The sequence below is a fragment of the Brevibacillus reuszeri genome, assembly GCF_001187725.1.
In the GTDB taxonomy this organism is placed as follows: domain Bacteria; phylum Bacillota; class Bacilli; order Brevibacillales; family Brevibacillaceae; genus Brevibacillus; species Brevibacillus reuszeri.
On sequence record NZ_LGIQ01000009.1, the window covers coordinates 297,654 to 314,544 of the forward strand.

At 46.5% G+C, this 16,891-nt stretch carries 17 protein-coding genes; 12 read left to right on the forward strand and 5 right to left on the reverse strand.

The genetic code is table 11. From position 1 onward, the window contains the following. Positions 1–17: 17 nt before the first annotated feature. The 4 genes from ADS79_RS15990 to ADS79_RS16005 are packed head-to-tail and all read left to right on the forward strand — an operon-like array spanning position 18 to position 3,555. A complete protein-coding gene (locus ADS79_RS15990; RefSeq protein ID WP_049739423.1) occupies positions 18–698 on the forward strand; it encodes a PspA/IM30 family protein in 681 nt (226 codons plus the stop codon). A gap of 23 nt (positions 699–721) precedes the next feature. After that, positions 722–1,753, forward strand: coding sequence for a TFIIB-type zinc ribbon-containing protein (locus ADS79_RS15995; RefSeq protein ID WP_049739424.1), 1,032 nt, complete (start codon positions 722–724; stop codon positions 1,751–1,753). Continuing rightward, on the forward strand, positions 1,750–2,553 hold the full coding sequence (locus ADS79_RS16000) for a TPM domain-containing protein (RefSeq protein ID WP_049739425.1): 804 nt from the start codon (positions 1,750–1,752) through the stop codon (positions 2,551–2,553). Before ADS79_RS15995 ends, ADS79_RS16000 begins: the two co-directional genes overlap by 4 nt. Positions 2,554–2,571: 18 nt before the next feature. After that, a complete protein-coding gene (locus ADS79_RS16005) occupies positions 2,572–3,555 on the forward strand; it encodes an SPFH domain-containing protein (RefSeq protein WP_049739426.1) in 984 nt (327 codons plus the stop codon). Positions 3,556–3,615: 60 nt separating this feature from the next. Here ADS79_RS16005 and ADS79_RS16010 read toward each other — a convergent pair whose 3' ends face one another. Beyond that, positions 3,616–4,401: a DUF6492 family protein gene (locus ADS79_RS16010; RefSeq protein WP_049739427.1), complete on the reverse strand. Its 786-nt coding sequence runs from the start codon at positions 4,399–4,401 to the stop codon at positions 3,616–3,618. Between the two features lie 289 nt (positions 4,402–4,690). Here ADS79_RS16010 and ADS79_RS16015 point away from each other — a divergent pair, with 289 nt between their 5' ends. Then, positions 4,691–5,284 (forward strand): YdeI/OmpD-associated family protein, encoded by a 594-nt coding sequence (locus ADS79_RS16015; RefSeq protein WP_049739428.1) that lies wholly within the window; start codon positions 4,691–4,693, stop codon positions 5,282–5,284. A 14-nt stretch (positions 5,285–5,298) separates the two neighbouring features. Here ADS79_RS16015 and ADS79_RS16020 read toward each other — a convergent pair whose 3' ends face one another. Together ADS79_RS16020 and ADS79_RS16025 are read right to left on the reverse strand one after the other, a co-directional pair. Further along, positions 5,299–6,324 carry a YkvI family membrane protein gene (locus ADS79_RS16020; RefSeq protein WP_049739429.1) on the reverse strand — a complete coding sequence of 342 codons (1,026 nt, stop codon included), beginning with the start codon at positions 6,322–6,324 and terminating at the stop codon, positions 5,299–5,301. Positions 6,325–6,460: 136 nt separating this feature from the next. Further along, positions 6,461–7,858 carry a hypothetical protein gene (locus ADS79_RS16025; RefSeq protein ID WP_049739430.1) on the reverse strand — a complete coding sequence of 466 codons (1,398 nt, stop codon included), beginning with the start codon at positions 7,856–7,858 and terminating at the stop codon, positions 6,461–6,463. A 256-nt stretch (positions 7,859–8,114) separates the two neighbouring features. On the opposite strand from ADS79_RS16025, the gene ADS79_RS16030 reads away from it, so the two are divergent. Together ADS79_RS16030 and ADS79_RS16035 are read left to right on the forward strand one after the other, a co-directional pair. Then, the gene (locus ADS79_RS16030) at positions 8,115–9,416 is read left to right on the forward strand and encodes an AAA family ATPase (protein WP_049739431.1); all 1,302 of its coding nucleotides are present in this window, start codon (positions 8,115–8,117) and stop codon (positions 9,414–9,416) included. Positions 9,417–9,428: 12 nt separating this feature from the next. Further along, entirely contained in the window at positions 9,429–11,147 is a 1,719-nt protein-coding gene (locus ADS79_RS16035) for a hypothetical protein (protein WP_049739432.1), read from the forward strand. Positions 11,148–11,214: 67 nt separating this feature from the next. On the opposite strand, the gene ADS79_RS16040 is transcribed toward ADS79_RS16035, so the two are convergent. Then, positions 11,215–11,904: a YdeI/OmpD-associated family protein gene (locus ADS79_RS16040; RefSeq protein ID WP_049739433.1), complete on the reverse strand. Its 690-nt coding sequence runs from the start codon at positions 11,902–11,904 to the stop codon at positions 11,215–11,217. 21 nt (positions 11,905–11,925) lie between these two features. Then, positions 11,926–12,804, reverse strand: coding sequence for a 5'-3' exonuclease (locus ADS79_RS16045; protein ID WP_049739434.1), 879 nt, complete (start codon positions 12,802–12,804; stop codon positions 11,926–11,928). A gap of 241 nt (positions 12,805–13,045) precedes the next feature. Between ADS79_RS16045 and ADS79_RS16050 the strand changes: the two genes are divergently transcribed. The 5 genes from ADS79_RS16050 to ADS79_RS16070 all read left to right on the forward strand — a co-directional run bounded on the left by ADS79_RS16050 (position 13,046) and on the right by ADS79_RS16070 (position 16,794). Then, entirely contained in the window at positions 13,046–13,246 is a 201-nt protein-coding gene (locus tag ADS79_RS16050; protein WP_049739435.1) for an alpha/beta-type small acid-soluble spore protein, read from the forward strand. A gap of 194 nt (positions 13,247–13,440) precedes the next feature. Further along, positions 13,441–13,698, forward strand: coding sequence for a hypothetical protein (locus ADS79_RS16055; RefSeq protein WP_049739436.1), 258 nt, complete (start codon positions 13,441–13,443; stop codon positions 13,696–13,698). A gap of 92 nt (positions 13,699–13,790) precedes the next feature. Beyond that, positions 13,791–14,669 carry a M23 family metallopeptidase gene (locus ADS79_RS16060; RefSeq protein WP_049739437.1) on the forward strand — a complete coding sequence of 293 codons (879 nt, stop codon included), beginning with the start codon at positions 13,791–13,793 and terminating at the stop codon, positions 14,667–14,669. Positions 14,670–14,685: 16 nt separating this feature from the next. Further along, complete coding sequence (locus ADS79_RS16065) at positions 14,686–15,501, forward strand: GTP pyrophosphokinase (protein WP_049739438.1); 816 nt, start codon at positions 14,686–14,688, stop codon at positions 15,499–15,501. 72 nt (positions 15,502–15,573) lie between these two features. After that, positions 15,574–16,794, forward strand: a complete 1,221-nt coding sequence (locus ADS79_RS16070; protein ID WP_049739439.1) for a D-alanyl-D-alanine carboxypeptidase family protein — start codon at positions 15,574–15,576, stop codon at positions 16,792–16,794. The last annotated feature ends 97 nt before the right edge of the window (positions 16,795–16,891 follow it).

A 16,891-nucleotide genomic window follows, 5' to 3' on the forward strand; every position in this document is an offset into this window, starting at 1 on the left:
AATCAAAGGAGGTTATCATGGAAATCTTGTCAAGGATCAAAGGGCTTCTAGCAAGCAATATGCACGCTTTTTTGGAGAAAAATGAAGACCCACAGAAAACCATCGATGACTTCATGCGAAATATGAGCAGCGATTTGGGCAAGGTGAAGGCAGAGACAGCATCGATGCTGGCGAATGAAAGAAGGGCGAAAAGCGCACTGGATGAATACAGTGCCGAGATCAGAAAGCTGCAAAATTATGCGGAGAAGGCTGTAGCAGCGGGTGACGATGCGAAGGCCAGAAAATTTCTGGAGAAAAAAGTCGAGCTATCCGAAAAGGAGGCTCAGTTCCAAGCCGCCTATCAAGCAGCTTCGGCAAACGTCGCCAGTATGAAGCAAATCGAAGCGAAATTGGAGTCGAACATAGAAAAGCTGAAAGAACGCCATGCGAAGCTGAAAGAGAAGATAGCCGCAACCAGAGCCCAGCAAAGCATAAATTCCAGTGGCTCGCCTATGGGAGGTATCGATCACGTATTCGACGCGGCGGAAGAAAAAGTAGACAGAGCTTATGACGAAGCGATGGCGATTGCCGAGCTTCGCAAGGAAGCGAAGAACGATTTTGACGAGATGTTCGCTGAGTTTGAGAAGAGTGCGAAAGCGACTACGAATGCTGAAGATGAATTAGCGGCACTCAAAGAAAAAATGCAAAAGAAAGACTAACAGTTTCACGCTGAGGTGAGCGGATGCAAGTTATCGATTTTAAATGCCCGAATTGTGGTAGTGACATGGTTTTTGACAGCGACACAGGAATGCTGTCTTGTCATAGCTGTGGACGAACTGACGATATTAAGACGATGCCCGATCCTTTGAAGCGCAATGTTTTTTCAGACGACGAAGCGTCGGAGTATCATTGCAAAAGCTGTGGAGCCGTCGTAATTACGGAAGCGGAAACGACTGCAACGACCTGCTCTTTTTGCGGGTCCGTCGTCGTACTCGGTGATCGACTGTCAGGCAAGCTGGCTCCGGCAGTGGTTATCCCCTTTTCCATAAGCAAAGAGGAAGCGACGCAGGCATTCCGAAAATGGTGCCGGAATGGTCTGCTTACTCCAAAGGGGTTTATGACCGCAGATCGTATAAAAGGCATCACCGGGATGTACGTCCCCTTTTGGCTATACGAATTAAATAATCTTGTCGAGGTTCAAGCCCATGGTACAAGAGTGAGCACGTATACGCGTGGTGACTATCGGTACACGGAAACACAGCATTTCGATGTGTACCGGAGGATCCGCTTGAACTACGTCGATGTGCCAATCGATGCCTCGGAGAAAATGAACGATGATCTGATGGATAAATTGGAGCCCTTTCCGTATAAACAGCTGGAAAGCTTTAAGACAGCGTATTTGGCGGGCTATGTTGCTGAAAAATACTCATACGATGACAAAGAGCTTTTTCCGCGGGCAAAAAACAAAATCAGCCCATACATTGAAGAGTATATTCGGTCAACGATGACACAGTATACCACTGTGAATTACACCAGCAAGCAGGTCGATACGAAGTTTAAGCCGGCTGAATATGCGTTGCTGCCTGTGTGGGTGGTACACTACGACTACAATAAACTGGAGTATACGTTTGCGATGAATGGCCAGACGGGTAAGGTCGTAGGCAAGCCTCCCCTTAGCAAAGCAAAAGTGACAGCATGGTTTGCGGGCATATCCAGTGTGTGCTTCCTTTCACTGAAGCTGATCTCCTGGATGATGGGAGGTGGATTTTGGTGAGAAGAAGTGGTGTGATTGTAGCGGTATTGTTTTTATTCGTTTTTTGTATGTCATTTGCCCTACAGATTCAGATTGTTGAAGCGGCAGGAGTAGAAACAAAACAGCTGATTTACGATGATGCCGGTTTGTTGAGTCAGGACGAATACAATGAGCTAAGCGCGTTGGCGAAACAATACGGGGCAAAAAGAGAAACGGATATTATCATCTTAACTACCAATAATGAGGTTGACGGCGATGTCATGAAAATGACGGAAGATTTTTACGACGAGAAAGCGCCTGGATATGATAAACCTCATGGCAATGCAGTTATTTTGACGTTGGACATGAAAAATAGAGAGATCTACCTGGCGGGATTTTACAAGGCAAAAACGTATCTGGACAACGAGCGGCTCGACAAGATACGTACCAAGATCACTTCGGATTTGACGAGTGGTGACTACGCGCTTGCCTTCCAAACGTATATTCAAACAGTGGATAAATACATGGGTGTGCGCCCTGGAGTCGATCCTGATAATCCACTATTTAACATTTGGGTACAAGTAGGTGCATCGGTTATCATCGGAGGGATTGTCGTCGCCATGATGACTTTACGCTCTAGAGGTCGTGTCACGGTGAATAGGATGACGTACGAGGATGCTGAGGCGTCTGGTGTTCTCGACCACCTGGACCAATATATACGAACAACTGTCACGAAGCAAAAAATCGAAAAGAACAACAACAGCGGCTCAGGTGGCGGTGGTGGAGGCGGTGGAACTACCAGCGGCGGACACTCGCATAGCGGAAGCCGAGGAAGTTTCTAATAGAAGGGATGATGTAGCATGTCTTTTTTTGCAAACCAATTTGCGAATGTAGTGGAATGGGAAGAATTTCGCGACGATATGATCTTCTGGAAGTGGAGCAATCGGGAGATCAAAAAAGGTAGTAAACTGATCATTCGCCCAGGCCAGGACGCCATTTTTATTCATAATGGAAAAATCGAAGGGATTTTTGAGGCGGAAGGGGAGTATCAAATTGCCTCTGAAATCATTCCGTTTTTATCTACATTAAAAGGATTTAAATTTGGTTTTAATAGCGGGATGAGAGTGGAGGTCTTGTTTGTCAATACGAAGGAGTTTACTGTCAAATGGGGGACGAAAAATCCCGTTCTGATTCCGACTCCAGCTCTCCCAGGTGGCATGCCTATTCGGGCAAATGGCACGCTTAATTTTAAAGTGAACGACTATGTAACCTTGATTGACAGAATCGCCGGGGTAAAGGAAAGCTATCTGGTGGAGGACGTCAAAATCCGAATTACTTCAGTGCTGGATCAGCTGCTCATGAAGTGGATCAGCCGTGAAGGCAAGGATATGTTCAATCTGCAGGCAAATGCGTTTGATATTGCCAAAGGCATTCAAGAGGATCTCGACATGCAGATCATGGATATCGGGATGACGATCACAGGCTTGCAGGTGATGAGCTTTAACTATCCACCAGAAATCCAAGAGAAAATTACAAAAGTAGCTTCCTACGAAATGGTCGGCAATCTGCAAAAGTATCAACAAATTGCCATGACAGACGGGATAGCATCTGGAAACGTAAAAGGTGGCGGCACTGCTGCAGACATGGCTGGCATGATGATGGGAATGAACATCGCCAATGAAATGATGAAAAATATAAACGCCAATCAAAAGCCAGCGAGCGAATCCAATTCAGCCCCATCCTCACCCACATCTGAGGGAAAAAAGCCAAATTTTTGCCCAAACTGCGGCGCGAAAAACGAAGGGGCCAATTTCTGTCCGAATTGCGGGCATAAGCTGAACTAGTGTCTCGGTTGGTCACAACGAAAACCACAACGCACACAACGTTGTGGTTTTTTGTTGCCATTATTTTCGAAAATAGATCTTGCGTTTATGGAATGAAATCGAGCGGTATTTTCTTGCCAGCTTTTTCACTTTCTTTCCCGATAATGAAAGAAAATTGCTTGACAGGCTCTTGTTCATAGAGCTGCGAATAATCATGGCGCCTGGATAATGTGAACGGACAAAATTTCCGTATGTCTCGAATTCTGAAAAGTTAATTGGTTTGGTTTTATTAATGCGGTCAAGAATAGCAATGTACCAATTCCGATTGTGTCTAGATGCAATGATCCTCTTTAAGCGGGACAGCTTTGCTCTGTCAAATAACATATAGTGGGTAACAAAAGAGACGGGGGAGGTTGCTCTTTTTCCTAACAGTTTTCGGTACGCATTTTTATATTCTTGATGCGTCCAATTTCTGCAGTAGAACACCGTTTTATTATTGATTCTGAACAGATGGGGGCGAATGAGCACTGTATCGGCATCAATCACCAGGAAAAACCGTTGCGAGGATAGCTTGTCGCCACTGAGCTTTAACAACTGTTGATAGAGCCACCCGGCCCGATTCCACCTGCCCGTGTGTGAATAGATCCCCTTTTTTCCAATCGGGAGGACTGAGGCCTCGTTGATAAATCGGCAGCCTTTTCGCCTGCAAAAATCAATGATTCGTTGATTTTTCGGTGCGATGATCATGATGCGGCCTATCGGATGCTTCACATATTTTCTTATGCTATTGATCACATGTGGAAGAGTGACCAAGTCTTTAGGGATTGCTGGTATCAGAACATCTATTCTTGTTGATGAGCCTGGCATGCATTCATCCCCTATAAAAAAGTAGTCAGGACTATCATATGACGAAGAAAGGGGAGTGATTGTTCATGTGCGGATGGACGGATGGAAATAACGAGAGTATACCGAGAGCCCAAAACGATTATTCTTACTTTATGGGACAACGTTGGTGCTATCGATTACCGAAACCCAATGACGCGATGCTTAGGACGAATGATAAACTCTTGATGTACAACCCATAAAAAAGCAGTACAATCAAAACGTGACAGGTAGATTTTGACACGATACGATGCCATGAGGAGGGTGTGTCTTGATGACAGATCGCAGAACGAATCCTAAGGTGGATGAATTTTTAAGTAAGGCGAAAAAGTGGAAGGAAGAATTTGAGAAGCTAAGAGATATCGTTCTTGACTGTGAATTGACCGAGGACTTTAAGTGGATGCATCCTTGCTACACCTTTGAGAATAAAAACATTGTCTTGATACATGGATTTAAAGAGTATTGTGCGCTTCTTTTTCATAAAGGTGCCTTGCTAAAGGATGAGCATGGCATTCTTATCCAGCAAACGGAGAATGTACAGGCGGGACGCCAGATTCGCTTCACTAATGTTCAAGAAATTATTGAAATGGAAGCCATCCTGAAAGCCTATATACAGGAAGCGATTGAGGTTGAAAAATCCGGAGTAGAAGTGAGTTATAAAAAGCATGAAGAATACAACATTCCTGAAGAATTTCAAATAATACTGGACGATAACCCATCCTTGAAAACAGCATTTGAAGCATTGACGCCTGGACGACAAAGAGCATACATTCTTCATTTTTCGCAGCCCAAACAATCCAAAACACGGGCGGCAAGGGTTGAAAAATGCATGCAGCAAATTCTTGAGGGAAAGGGATTGAATGACTAGGGTGTAAACCAACTTTATCGTGACAACTGTCCGCTGGGCATCACAACCCGGCACAATGTAGAAAGCCCTAAATATCCAAACAAGGGATACAAAAACATCAGGAGCTGACTGTATCCGATCAAGCAAAGCACGAATGCTGACAGCAAGAGAAAGAGGTAGATACGGGATTCCGGGGCATATACTAGCTCGCGTAGCTGTTGACCAATCCCGAATACATTCGAAATCAATGTGGTGAAAATCTCCGAGTACAGCACAAACACAAAGAATAGCTGCAGCCATTCGTTCCAACGGTCGGTGACGAACAAAATCGGGATGTCCAGGAAGCGCACCTCATTCCAGTTGGCAAGCATGGCTGTATGGACAACGAGCAGCATGAATCCGAGGATGACACCACCAATCACAGAAGCGCGCAGCAAAATGATGGGCTCGCGAATCGCATAACCGATTGGAATTAATACAGATTGGGCCATCGCCAGGTTGAATGATACATACAAAACGGTTTTCCATAGAAACTCATAGCTGACAGGGGCCGAGATCGGTAAGGGTGAATCGACCTTTCCATCTAGCAAGATGAACAAGGCAAACAAGAACATGGAAGGAACGACGATGGCATTAACTACAAGCAGCTGCTCCAGTCCTTTGCGCAGGATCAGGAGAGCAAAAAAGGCAGTCGCAACCGTGCCTGCCAAATACGGGATTTGGAATTGTTCTTCGAGAACAGACCCAGCTCCAGCCAGCATCACTGTTGTCACGCCGAATAAGGTAAGGAAGACGAGAATATTCATCGTTGTGCCAACCAAGGGACCGAACAGCTTTTGATTAAACGATTCGTACGAAGGTGTGCGCATTGTATGAGCAAGCCACATCATCTTGTAGCCAAGCCAAACGAATAACACTGTAGCGATCAGGATGCCGATCGTTCCCGAATGGCCGTAGGAAGTAAAAAAAGCGAGAATCTCCTGACCAGAGGCAAAACCCGCCCCAACAACCGTCCCGACGTACGTTGCCGCTACCTGAATGCTTTTTCCCCACAGCTTCATACGGAGTGTTCCTTTCCAATTAGGATGCTAGTACAAGTGTATGAGGCCTCAGCAAAAACAGAATTTGATCGCGGAAAAAAAGGCGAACGGTGCAGATATGCAACCATTCGCCTTTCTTATTTGGCTATGAGTACTCTTACAGTAGAAACATGGCAACAATGGTAGTGACAAGCAACCCGATGGCAACCGGATACAAATTTCGTCTTGCCAGTTCGAACGGGTCGACACCGCAAATGGCCGCAGCAGGAATCAATGCCCACGGGATAATGGTTCCGCCACCGACCCAAATCGCTGAAATCTGACCTAGAGCAGTCAATACTGCAGCTCCTGTACCTAATGCCGTGGCAAACAACTGAGCCAGCGAACCTACGAGGGTAATGCCAGAGAAGCCCGAACCATCCAAGCCTGTTATGACGCCAACGGCAGATACAGTAAGAGCGGCGACCTCTTTACTGATCGGAATAGCTTGTGCGAGCGCAACACCGAGGTCATTGACGATTCCGTGCGACCCACTGGGCAAGACCTCACCAAAAACGCTGTTAAACCCGCTGTCTCCCATATAGAAAAAGGCGGCAATCGGAATGACGGGACCAAACACTTTGAAGCCAAATTGAAAACCTTGTATCAGATGGGTCGTTACTTGTTCAAGACCCTTTTTCTGATGCGCCAGCATGGTTGCGATAATCAGGATTATCAAGGCCGTTCCACCAACAAGAGCAGTTGCGTCTCCTCCGCGTAAATCAAATGCAAACATCGCGACAACATCAAGGGCAAACAGAACGGGAACAAGTAGGGCCAGACTACGTCGCAACCCAGCTCGCAGAGGAACCTTTGCCGAGGTAAAGACCTCATCAGGTATCGAAGTATCTTTTCCCGGCGATGGAATGACGCCCATCTTCATATCCTTGCGCAAATACCAGAAGGCAGTGATCGTCGTTACGACCCCCATGACGATGACTAGCGGAATACTCGCTGAAATCACATCACTAACGGGAATACCTGCTGCTTTGGCCGTGAGTGTCGGAGCTCCCTGTATGACGAAGTCTCCTGACAATGCGATTCCGTGACCAAACAAGTTCATCGCAACAGCGACACCAATTGCCGGCAGGCCCGCACGCAAGGCAACGGGCAGCATGACAGCCCCAACTAGCGCTACAGCTGGAGATGGCCAGAAAAACCAGGAAATAACCATCATGACGATACCGATGACCCAATACGCTAATGTTGCATTCCGAACGAGATGTGTCATGGGTCTAATCATGGTTTCGTTTACTCCCGTATCGGTCAGAACGTGACTCATCGCTACGATGATACAGATCACGAGGATTGTAGGTAACAACTCCGTAATAGCGTAGATAAAGCTGCCAAAAATTCCACCGATCGCTGTCGTGACCGAACCTGTCGCAACGAGCCCTAAGATAGCTATCCCGACGATGCTGATCAGACTTGTGTCCCTTCGCATCACCATCATGAAAATAATGCCTAGCACGAACAACACATAGACACCATGTATCCAGGCAAGCTCAACCCCCATGCGAAACCCTCCTTTGTCTGTACTCCGTCTTGCAGTCTTTTGCCACAGAATATGCGTGAGGCTAGATATGGGTGAGTGCACAGACAGATGGGAGAATACCCGCCACAGATAGAAAACTGGCATTTTTGTCCACAATATGCCACTATAAAAAAAGCTTCTACAGATACATACAGCCAAGGATTACTTGGACTCCAAGCAAGAGGGGGGAAGCAGCGTTTCTCTTACCTCTACGACGAGAGTGAGGGCGCCATTTGCTATGAACACACCAACACCCATCCAACGAAAAATGGACCAGGCCATCGAACTTTTAGAGCGCCGTTTCCTAGAAAGAAGTGAGTTGATTCGCCTTTTGATGCTCGGCATGATGAGTGGAGAAAATGCTCTATTAATCGGCCCGCCGGGTACTGCCAAATCACAATTGGCCAGGTCTGTTTCACAGCTATTCGGCTCTGAGCACTGGTTTGAATATTTATTGACCCGCTTCACTACACCGGACGAAATTTTTGGTCCTGTTTCCTTGCAACAGCTCAAGCTTGATCAATACGTACGTAAAACGGAAGGGTATCTGCCTGCCGCTCAGTTTGCTTTTTTGGATGAAATCTTCAAGGCCAACAGCGCCATTTTGAATGCACTTCTGTCCATCTTGAACGAGAGGATTTACTTCAATGGTCGGGAAAAAGAGGCAGTGCCTTTGCAATTTTTGATTGCGGCATCTAATGAGCTTCCAGACGAGGATGAGCAATTGACGGCACTTTATGACCGCTTCCTGTTCCGCTATGAGGTCCATTATTTGCAGCAGGCATCCAGCTATGAACGAATGTTTTCATTGCCTACCACGACGTTGCCAGTCGTCTTTTCCTTGTACGATGTCAAAGATATTCAGGCCGCGGCCAAGCAAGTAACCATTCCAGAGACGATTATCTATTTTCTGTACCGGTTGAAGCAGGAAATGGAAGCGAAGGAGTACATCCTGTCTGATCGTCGCTGGAGTAAAATTGCTCATGTATGGAAGACCTCAGCAGCTCTCCACGGTCGAGAAGAGGTGACGATTTGGGATACTGTCTTTACCCCGCATATGATGTGGGATGCGCCTGAAGATTTATCAGTGATGAAAGAGCTGTTTGAGCTGCAATTCACAGATATGCTCAAGACGGAGATGGAAAATGAGTTGCCTTTACTGCGTTTTGGGCAGATTGCTGATAAATGGCGTGAGAAGGAATCGGAGCTTCATGCCTTTCAATTTAAAAAGGAAGTAGGAGCAAAGCTAGGCAAGGATGCATGGGAACGAAGTAAACATTTGCTTGAACAAAGTCGTATCGAGCTAGAGGACACAGCAAGAGATTTACGTAACCACCTGATCCAATGGCAGAGACGTGAAGAGGATTTGCAGCAATTTGTTTTCGAAAAGAACAGACTCATTCACAACGTAGAGAAATATACCGTTAAATACGCCTATTTGCGTGTGGAGGGAGAACGGATTTTGCAACAGCTTCAGCGGACTTATCGAACGGTTTTTGACAAGGAAATCGCTGGGACCGAGTACGATTTTACGCTGTAGGAGGTGCGGATCATGATTATTCGTGCCAGCGGTGTGGATCGGTATCTGTTTGAGAACTACCTCAAGTCATCCCGAACCGCACAGGAATGGGTGGACGAGGCACGTGCGCATGCGTCCTGGTTTGATTTGGAGCTGCTTGCAGACTTTTTTCTTGTCTTTTATCTCGAAAAAGCGGAAGTAGATCAGACACAGGAAGTGACACCGTTTCATCATTGGATGATTCGCAGCTTGATGAAGCAATATTTTACAAAAATGATTCACCCGCGCACAGTCGGTCAGGAAAGTGCTGCTTTTAAAACAGCCATCAAGTCGCTCCTCTGGCTGACGGAAACCTTTCAAAAAGAAGTGAAGGAGCGGGAAAAAGACAACAAGCTCACTCCCCTCATTGCGGGGCTTCAGGAGCAGCGTGGTCAGGAAGGGCAGCAGCAGGCCCAGATGTCTGAGCTATTGTCGGAAAAACAGATGGAGAAGCTCCAGCTAGTTGGCTATACGCTTCAGCAAGGCAAACGAATGGTGGAAGACAAGCAGGAGGCAATCGATACCAAGCCACTTGTGAAAGCAGAAGTCAGGGCTTTGCAGGAGCGGATTGCCAGCCTTCGCGAGGAAATGAGTGTACAGTTTACCAAGCGTACAAAGCTCATGCAAAAAGTGAAGAAGCTGGAAGAGGAGCTCTCGCAACGAGAAAAACAACTGGATCGTTTGCACAAGCAGGAGCGGGAGGCCATTGCTGCCTTTGAAAATGAACTGGGGCAGTGGCTGGAGCAATCCTTGAAGGAATCCTTATCTCAGGAAGAGATGGATAGCCTCTTCGTCAATGAATTAGTGACGTCGAGTCAACGATTTGCCAATCGTTCATGGGGGCATGAGCTAGGAAAGCTTCGTAGACAAAGCTTCGAGCACTATATGAAGTGGATGGAAAAGCTAAAGCGTCATCCCGACCTCATCGCTTTTCTCAACGAGGTGGGGAGAAATGTGCACCTCTTTCGGGTAAGGCGCAAGGAAATTCGTTCCAAGCAGCTGCCAGAGGAATACTACGATTTGCGTCAATCTGGCGATATTGCTCATATGCTCCCAGGGGAAGCGGTGCTTTTGGCTGATCCGGATTACGAGAGCTACTTTATGCTCAAATGGCTGGAGCAAAAGCTTATGACGTACGATACGTCTGGTTGGGTCGAGCAGCCGCGAAAAGGACCGGTTATCTGCATGCTGGATACCTCACACTCCATGCGTGGGCATAAATTGAGGCTGGCGCAAATTTTCGTGATGACCTTCGGGGCTCTTTCCATGCTGGAAAAACGCGATTTTGTGCTTTTGTTGTTCGGGGCAAAAGGCGAGCTGCGCGAGCAAGTTCTCTATCATCGCAAGCCGGATTGGACATCGTTTTACAATCTTGCACAAATGGCTTTTGGCGGTGGAACGCATTTTGATGCTCCTATGAAAAGAGCAATTGAAATCGTCGAAAGTCAAAAATCCATGCAGGGTGCCGATTATGTTATGGTAACAGACGGAGTAGGAGGAATTTCTGCTTATGTGCAGGAGAAGCTTCTTAGTCTGGGGCAACGAAAGCAAATTCGTCTCCATAGCCTGATCGTTGGTTCTGCTCGTCAGCACCTGGTCCAAGAGTACGATATTCTTGGGGTTTCACATCGTGTACGCTTTGCTTCCAGCTGGGAAACGGATGGAGAGGAAAATACGGGACTGCTACTCGATGTCTTTCAAACCGCCCAATAAAAAACCAAAAAACCCCTGATAACGCCAACGACGTAAGTCAACTAGCGAACCGGGGTTTTTCTGCTTGCTACTTTTTCTTGGAGGATGGATTTTTAATACCCTCGCTCAAATACTCGATGGTAGCTGCAAGCCGGTTCATACGTGTTTCCGGTCGTTTTGCATCGGTGATCCACCGTACGTATTCTTTCCGATGAGTATAAGCAAGTGCCTCAAAAAAAGCTTTTTCCTCAGGATGCTTGTCCAGCTCCAATTGTAAATCCTCTGGAATAATGACTGTGCGATCTTTTATTGTTTCTGTGGCTGGCTTTGCTTCCTTTGTTTCGGCTGTACGCTGAGAACGAGGAGAGGGAACCAATTCGACTGGACGAAAGCGCATGGATGACCACGTTTCATTAATGGAGACGAGTGCGATTCCTTCCATTCCTGCGCTAGTTATCGAATTCCAGCCTTGGTCACGGCTGATATCAGTTTTGATTTTAGAGCTCTTTTTCGGATAGGCGATCCACAGCAGGCCATCGTAGGCTAGCGATGAAAGCAAGCTTGACGCCCATTCTGACAGCTCCTGCACACTTGAGACAAACAGCAAAGCAAAGTTATATTGTATATCGCTCAAAGGTTGCTGGGGCTTTTCCCATATGGTGAAGACGCCCTCGTCGTCAGAAGGCATGAGCTCGCCTGAGAATCCTCCTGGCGGATTCAGTAGAAGGACATTCATCCCTGACTTCCATCTGAGCTTTTTTGCCAGATCAGCATTCATCTGTATTGTTGCCTCCTCTTGCTAGCTGACTCTGCCAGCCAAGGTACGCCCAAATTCCAGCTCCTCAAATTTGCTATGAACAGTAGTGCGATCGTATTGCCACGCCGCTTCATCATAGGAAAACTCTACAGGGACGTCACGAATGATCGTGGCTAGCTTTTGGCTGAGATATACCTGCTCGCGGTTTTCTTCCAGCTTGCTTCGCATTTTCGGAGTGCAGTTTGCCAGATTTTCGTAGAGGTTGTCCAAATTGCCGTGCTCGATAATCAGCTTGGTCGCTGTTTTTTCACCGATACCTGGGCAGCCTGGAATACAATCAGAGGCATCGCCCATGAGTGCTTTCACATCTACTACCTGCTCAGGTATGATTCCACGCAGGGCTAGCAGGCTAGCAGGATCAAAATGCTCGTGCTTACCACCGTTTTTCAGTATCTTTACACTGACTTGCTCAGAAATGAGTTGGAGACTGTCGTAATCACCAGTCGCAATGATTACCTGATGCCCTTCCATGGCAAGGCGTGAACTTAGTGTACCCAGAACATCATCGCCCTCAAAGCCAGGACATCCCAGATTCGGCACGGAGAAGGCATGGGTTACTTCTTTTACCAGATCAAACTGCGGGATAAGCTCGTCCGGTGGCGCTTGACGATTGGATTTATAACCGTCATACCACTGGCTTCTCACCAGCGATTCTCTGGATGCGACATCCCACCCGACAATGAGATGGGTCGGACGTACAAGCTCGGCGTAATCCAGCATCATTTTGGTGAAACCGTAAACCGCGTTTGTGTACACTCCTGAAGAGGTTTGGCGATACCCGCCACCCCAGGCTGATCCATAAAATGCGCGAAACAAAAAGCTCATACCGTCGATGAGCAACACTTTTCCTGATTGACTCACAAATGGTAACTCCTCTCCAACCTAAACTATACGGACATTATAGCATAATGCCCGCGAGTAACTTTGACAGATATTACATTTTCCTTAGCATGCATGGTTGGCGAATGTGGTGGGATGATAGTAGCACAAGAGGTAATCAAACACCTCTTGTACATCAACTTCCGGTCTCAAGAGCGAGAGGCAGCAATGCTGACGGTTCATCCCCGTCCAGGAAGAAAAAAAGCGTCGGGAGGAATCAATCATGGCTAACAACAACTCTGGAAGCAACAACCTGGTAGTTCCTCAAGCGAACCAAGCTTTGGATCAACTGAAGTATGAGATTGCATCTGAATTCGGTGTAAATCTCGGACCAGACACTACTTCTCGTCAAAACGGTTCTGTTGGTGGCGAAATTACTAAGCGTCTGGTAAGCTACGCAGAGCAACAAATGGCTGGCCGCTAAGCCACGCCAAAACAAGTAAATATCTGGATGAGAAAGGTCCCCTCGAGGGGCCTTTCTGTTTTTGTCGTATTAACTCCGCCCTTTTTCTTTTTTATCTAGTGCAAACACACAAGCACATCCGCGGACTAGTCATATGGTGTTATGAACAGAAAACTAAACCGTTTGTACATCGGAAAGGAGTGACAATTTCGCGGATGAAACGAAAAGAAGTGAAACGACTCTTAAAAGAGAATCCTGAGTTTGAAGCCTGGCTCTCCGAAGACTCCACTCGCGTTACAGCGGTACGCAAAAATCCGGGAATGGCCGAAGAGATGTTCAAGCAGTGGAATGATCGGAAAAAGAGCGTGATTGATTTTGATAATATCTCACAGAAAACAAAGCGAGCAAGTGAAATGCTGACTGGTGTGCAGTCGATTATGGATATGATGGCAGAGTATACCAAAAAATTGTAACTTGAGGGGAGGAGGCTGGCGCTACAGCCTTCTTTTTCTTTTTTCCTTTCAGGTTGTCTTTTGTTATACTGGAAAATGGGAGGGAGCGTGCTATGTTGCATTCGACAGTCAGTTTTATGTTGGTCGCTGCATTGACTTTCGTTTCGGGGACAAGCACGTACGGCCAGGTGGTACAGGGTGCTCAAGTTCAACATGTGAAACAACAACAGCCATCGCTGAGCGTATCGCCAGCCAGTACGTATCCGGGCGATGTTATTTTTGTGCGCAGCAAAGAGGCGAAGACGGTAACGTTGTTTTCGCAAACCTATCATCTACAGCCTTCTGAAGGTGAGTATACCCGTTTTATCCCGATTCCATTTAACGCGAAGCCGGGATCCTATCAGCTGCAATCCGCTGATAAAAAGCTGTCTGTTTCCTTAACTATTTCACCTAAAAAATTTGAAGTCGATTCTATAACTGTAAGCCAAAAAATGAGTCAAATGCGGCAAGACACGAATCGCATCAATGCAGATCAGAAAAAGATCAATGCGGCCAGATCCGTATCTGCCAAGACTCCGTATTTCGACGGGCCGTTCAAGCAGCCAGCAGAAGGCAAGCTAACCACGCCATTCGGTTATCAGCGGGTCGTCAACGGAGTACCAGCCAATCGACACGCGGCAATCGATATCGCAAACAAAACAGGTACGCCAATCTGGGCGAGCAATCACGGCAAAGTCGTTTTGGCGGATTCTCTGTACTTAACAGGTAATACCATTATTATCGACCATGGCTTAAACGTCTTTTCAATCTATGCTCATATGTCCAAGCTCGAGGTAAAAACCGGGCAAGAGGTAAAACAGGGACAGGTGATTGGGCAAATGGGCACCACAGGTTTCTCCACAGGTCCTCATCTTCATTACGGTATGCTGATCGGGAATACGTACGTGAACCCACAGCCGTTTTTTGAAGAATCACCTTTCCTCTGGAAGTAAAGGGAGGTGTTCTGCCATGAGAGCTTCACACGTGCCGAGCAAGGTTTTGAACAACATGGTTCATTTTCTGGCACCTTATGAACAGGCAGTAGAAGAATTGAAGTTGAAATTAAAAGGAATTAAATATGGCTTTCTGAAAAGCGGGCGATACTCACCGATCGAATTTGTAGTTGGTCGGGTGAAAAAAGTAGACAGCCTTTTGAAAAAGGCCAAGGAAAAGGGCATTGATTTTCAAAATGCCCAATGGCAAGACGAGGTAGCCAAAGAAGTACAGGATATTGCGGGTTTGCGTATTGTTTGCCGTTATGTAGATGATGTGCGAGAAGTCCAGCAGCTTTTGCAGGAGCGGGAAGATATCACGATTCATGATTGCAAGGATTACATCGCGAGTCCAAAAGAATCAGGATACCGAAGCATCCATATGATCGTTTCGTATACGGTTTATCATGGAAGTGAAAAGAAAACATTGTTTTGTGAGATTCAAATTCGTACACTCGGGATGAATTTTTGGGCAACAAACGAGCATGAGCTCCGCTACAAGTACGATGGAAACATTCCCGCGGATGTGTTGCAGCAGCTGCACGAAGCATCCGTGATTACTCATCAGCTTGATGTGCTGATGAACAATTTGCGACAGGAGATTCTAACGCCTGCGGAGGTAGACTCGAGTCTGGAGGAAAAGCTGGAAGAGATCTTTTCCTTGTACGTTAAGCAGGATTTGGAATCTGCAGCCGCACTGTATCGAGAGCATCTAAGTGGCTTTGAAGAAGCTTTTGCTGATAACCCGAAGTTTAAAATGATTTATGATCTGTTAGGTAAGCGTCTAAAGTAGGGAAAGATAACTTCATATGCAACAAAAGCCATTCGTAAAATAGCGACAAGCAAGGAAAGGATATCGACAACCATGCGTTTTTTTCTAACGAACCTTCTCGTTGTAGCCACACTTCTATGGAGCTGTGACGTACCTATGGCTTTTGCTGAAGAGGGACAAACACTCTCTCCGGAAGCCTTATTTGGAGAATCAGCTATTTTGATTGATGCTACAACCGGACAAGTCCTGTTTGAGAAGAATCCTCATGAAAAGTTGTACCCTGCCAGTATTACCAAGATTGCAACTGGAATCTACGCGATTGAAAAAGGAAACCCGGAGGATATTGTCACGGTATCCAAAAAAGCGCGATATGAAGAAGGAACACGCGTCTATCTGGGTGAAGGAGAACAGGTTTCTTTAAAAAAGCTGGAATATGGTTTATTGATGCATTCCGGCAACGATGCTGCGACGGCGATTGCTGAGCATATGAGCCAGACGACGGAGCAATTTGCAGAGCAATTAAATGCGTACCTGCAAGAAAAAGTGGGCGTTACAGAGACCCATTTTACAAACGCTCATGGGCTGCATGATCCTGATCATTACACGACAGCATCGGATATGTCCAAAATCGCTCAATACGCCATGAAAAACCCGATTTTCCGCGAGATCGTCGGTACGAATCGACTGCCTTGGGACGGGAAAGAGTGGAAATCAGAGCTGATAAATCACAACAAGCTCTTGCGTGATTATGAAGGGGCAACCGGAATTAAAAATGGATTTACAGATCAGGCGATGCACACGTTAGTTGGATCTGCCAAACGCGGAAACACGGAATTGATTGCGGTTACAATGAAGGCTGCATCAAGTCCTTATGCCTATAAAGACGTCATGAAGATGCTAGACTACGGATTTGCAGGGTTTGAGACGAGACAGATTGCTACACGCGGTAATGTCTATACGGAATTAGCAGTTCCCGGAAGCGATTCTGTTGTTACGTATATCGCAATGGACGATTTGTATACGACAGTTCCGATTGGTGCAGAACCATTGGTTACTTTATCAGCAGATGGGCAGCTTTCTGTACAAGCTGGTCCGCTCTCGGCACTATATCCGCTGCACCGGAATTCACCACCTGTTGCACACCAGCAAGCAGCAGGAGCAGCACTAACCAATGAACCTGAGCATCCGTTTGCTCGCTACGGTCTAATGGTTGTCTGGTTAGGGCTGAATCTCTTTCTGATTGCCTTTACCTTTAGCAAAAGGCGAAGACAAAGACGTTTAAAACAGCGCTCATTGCAGCGCCGTGCCTATTAATCAAATCTAAGATAAGTGAAGGGCGAAGAAATCATCTTCGTCCTTTTTTGTGCAGATAACAATCGCTACCAATACTTAGCCAGTTTAAGTGACGTAC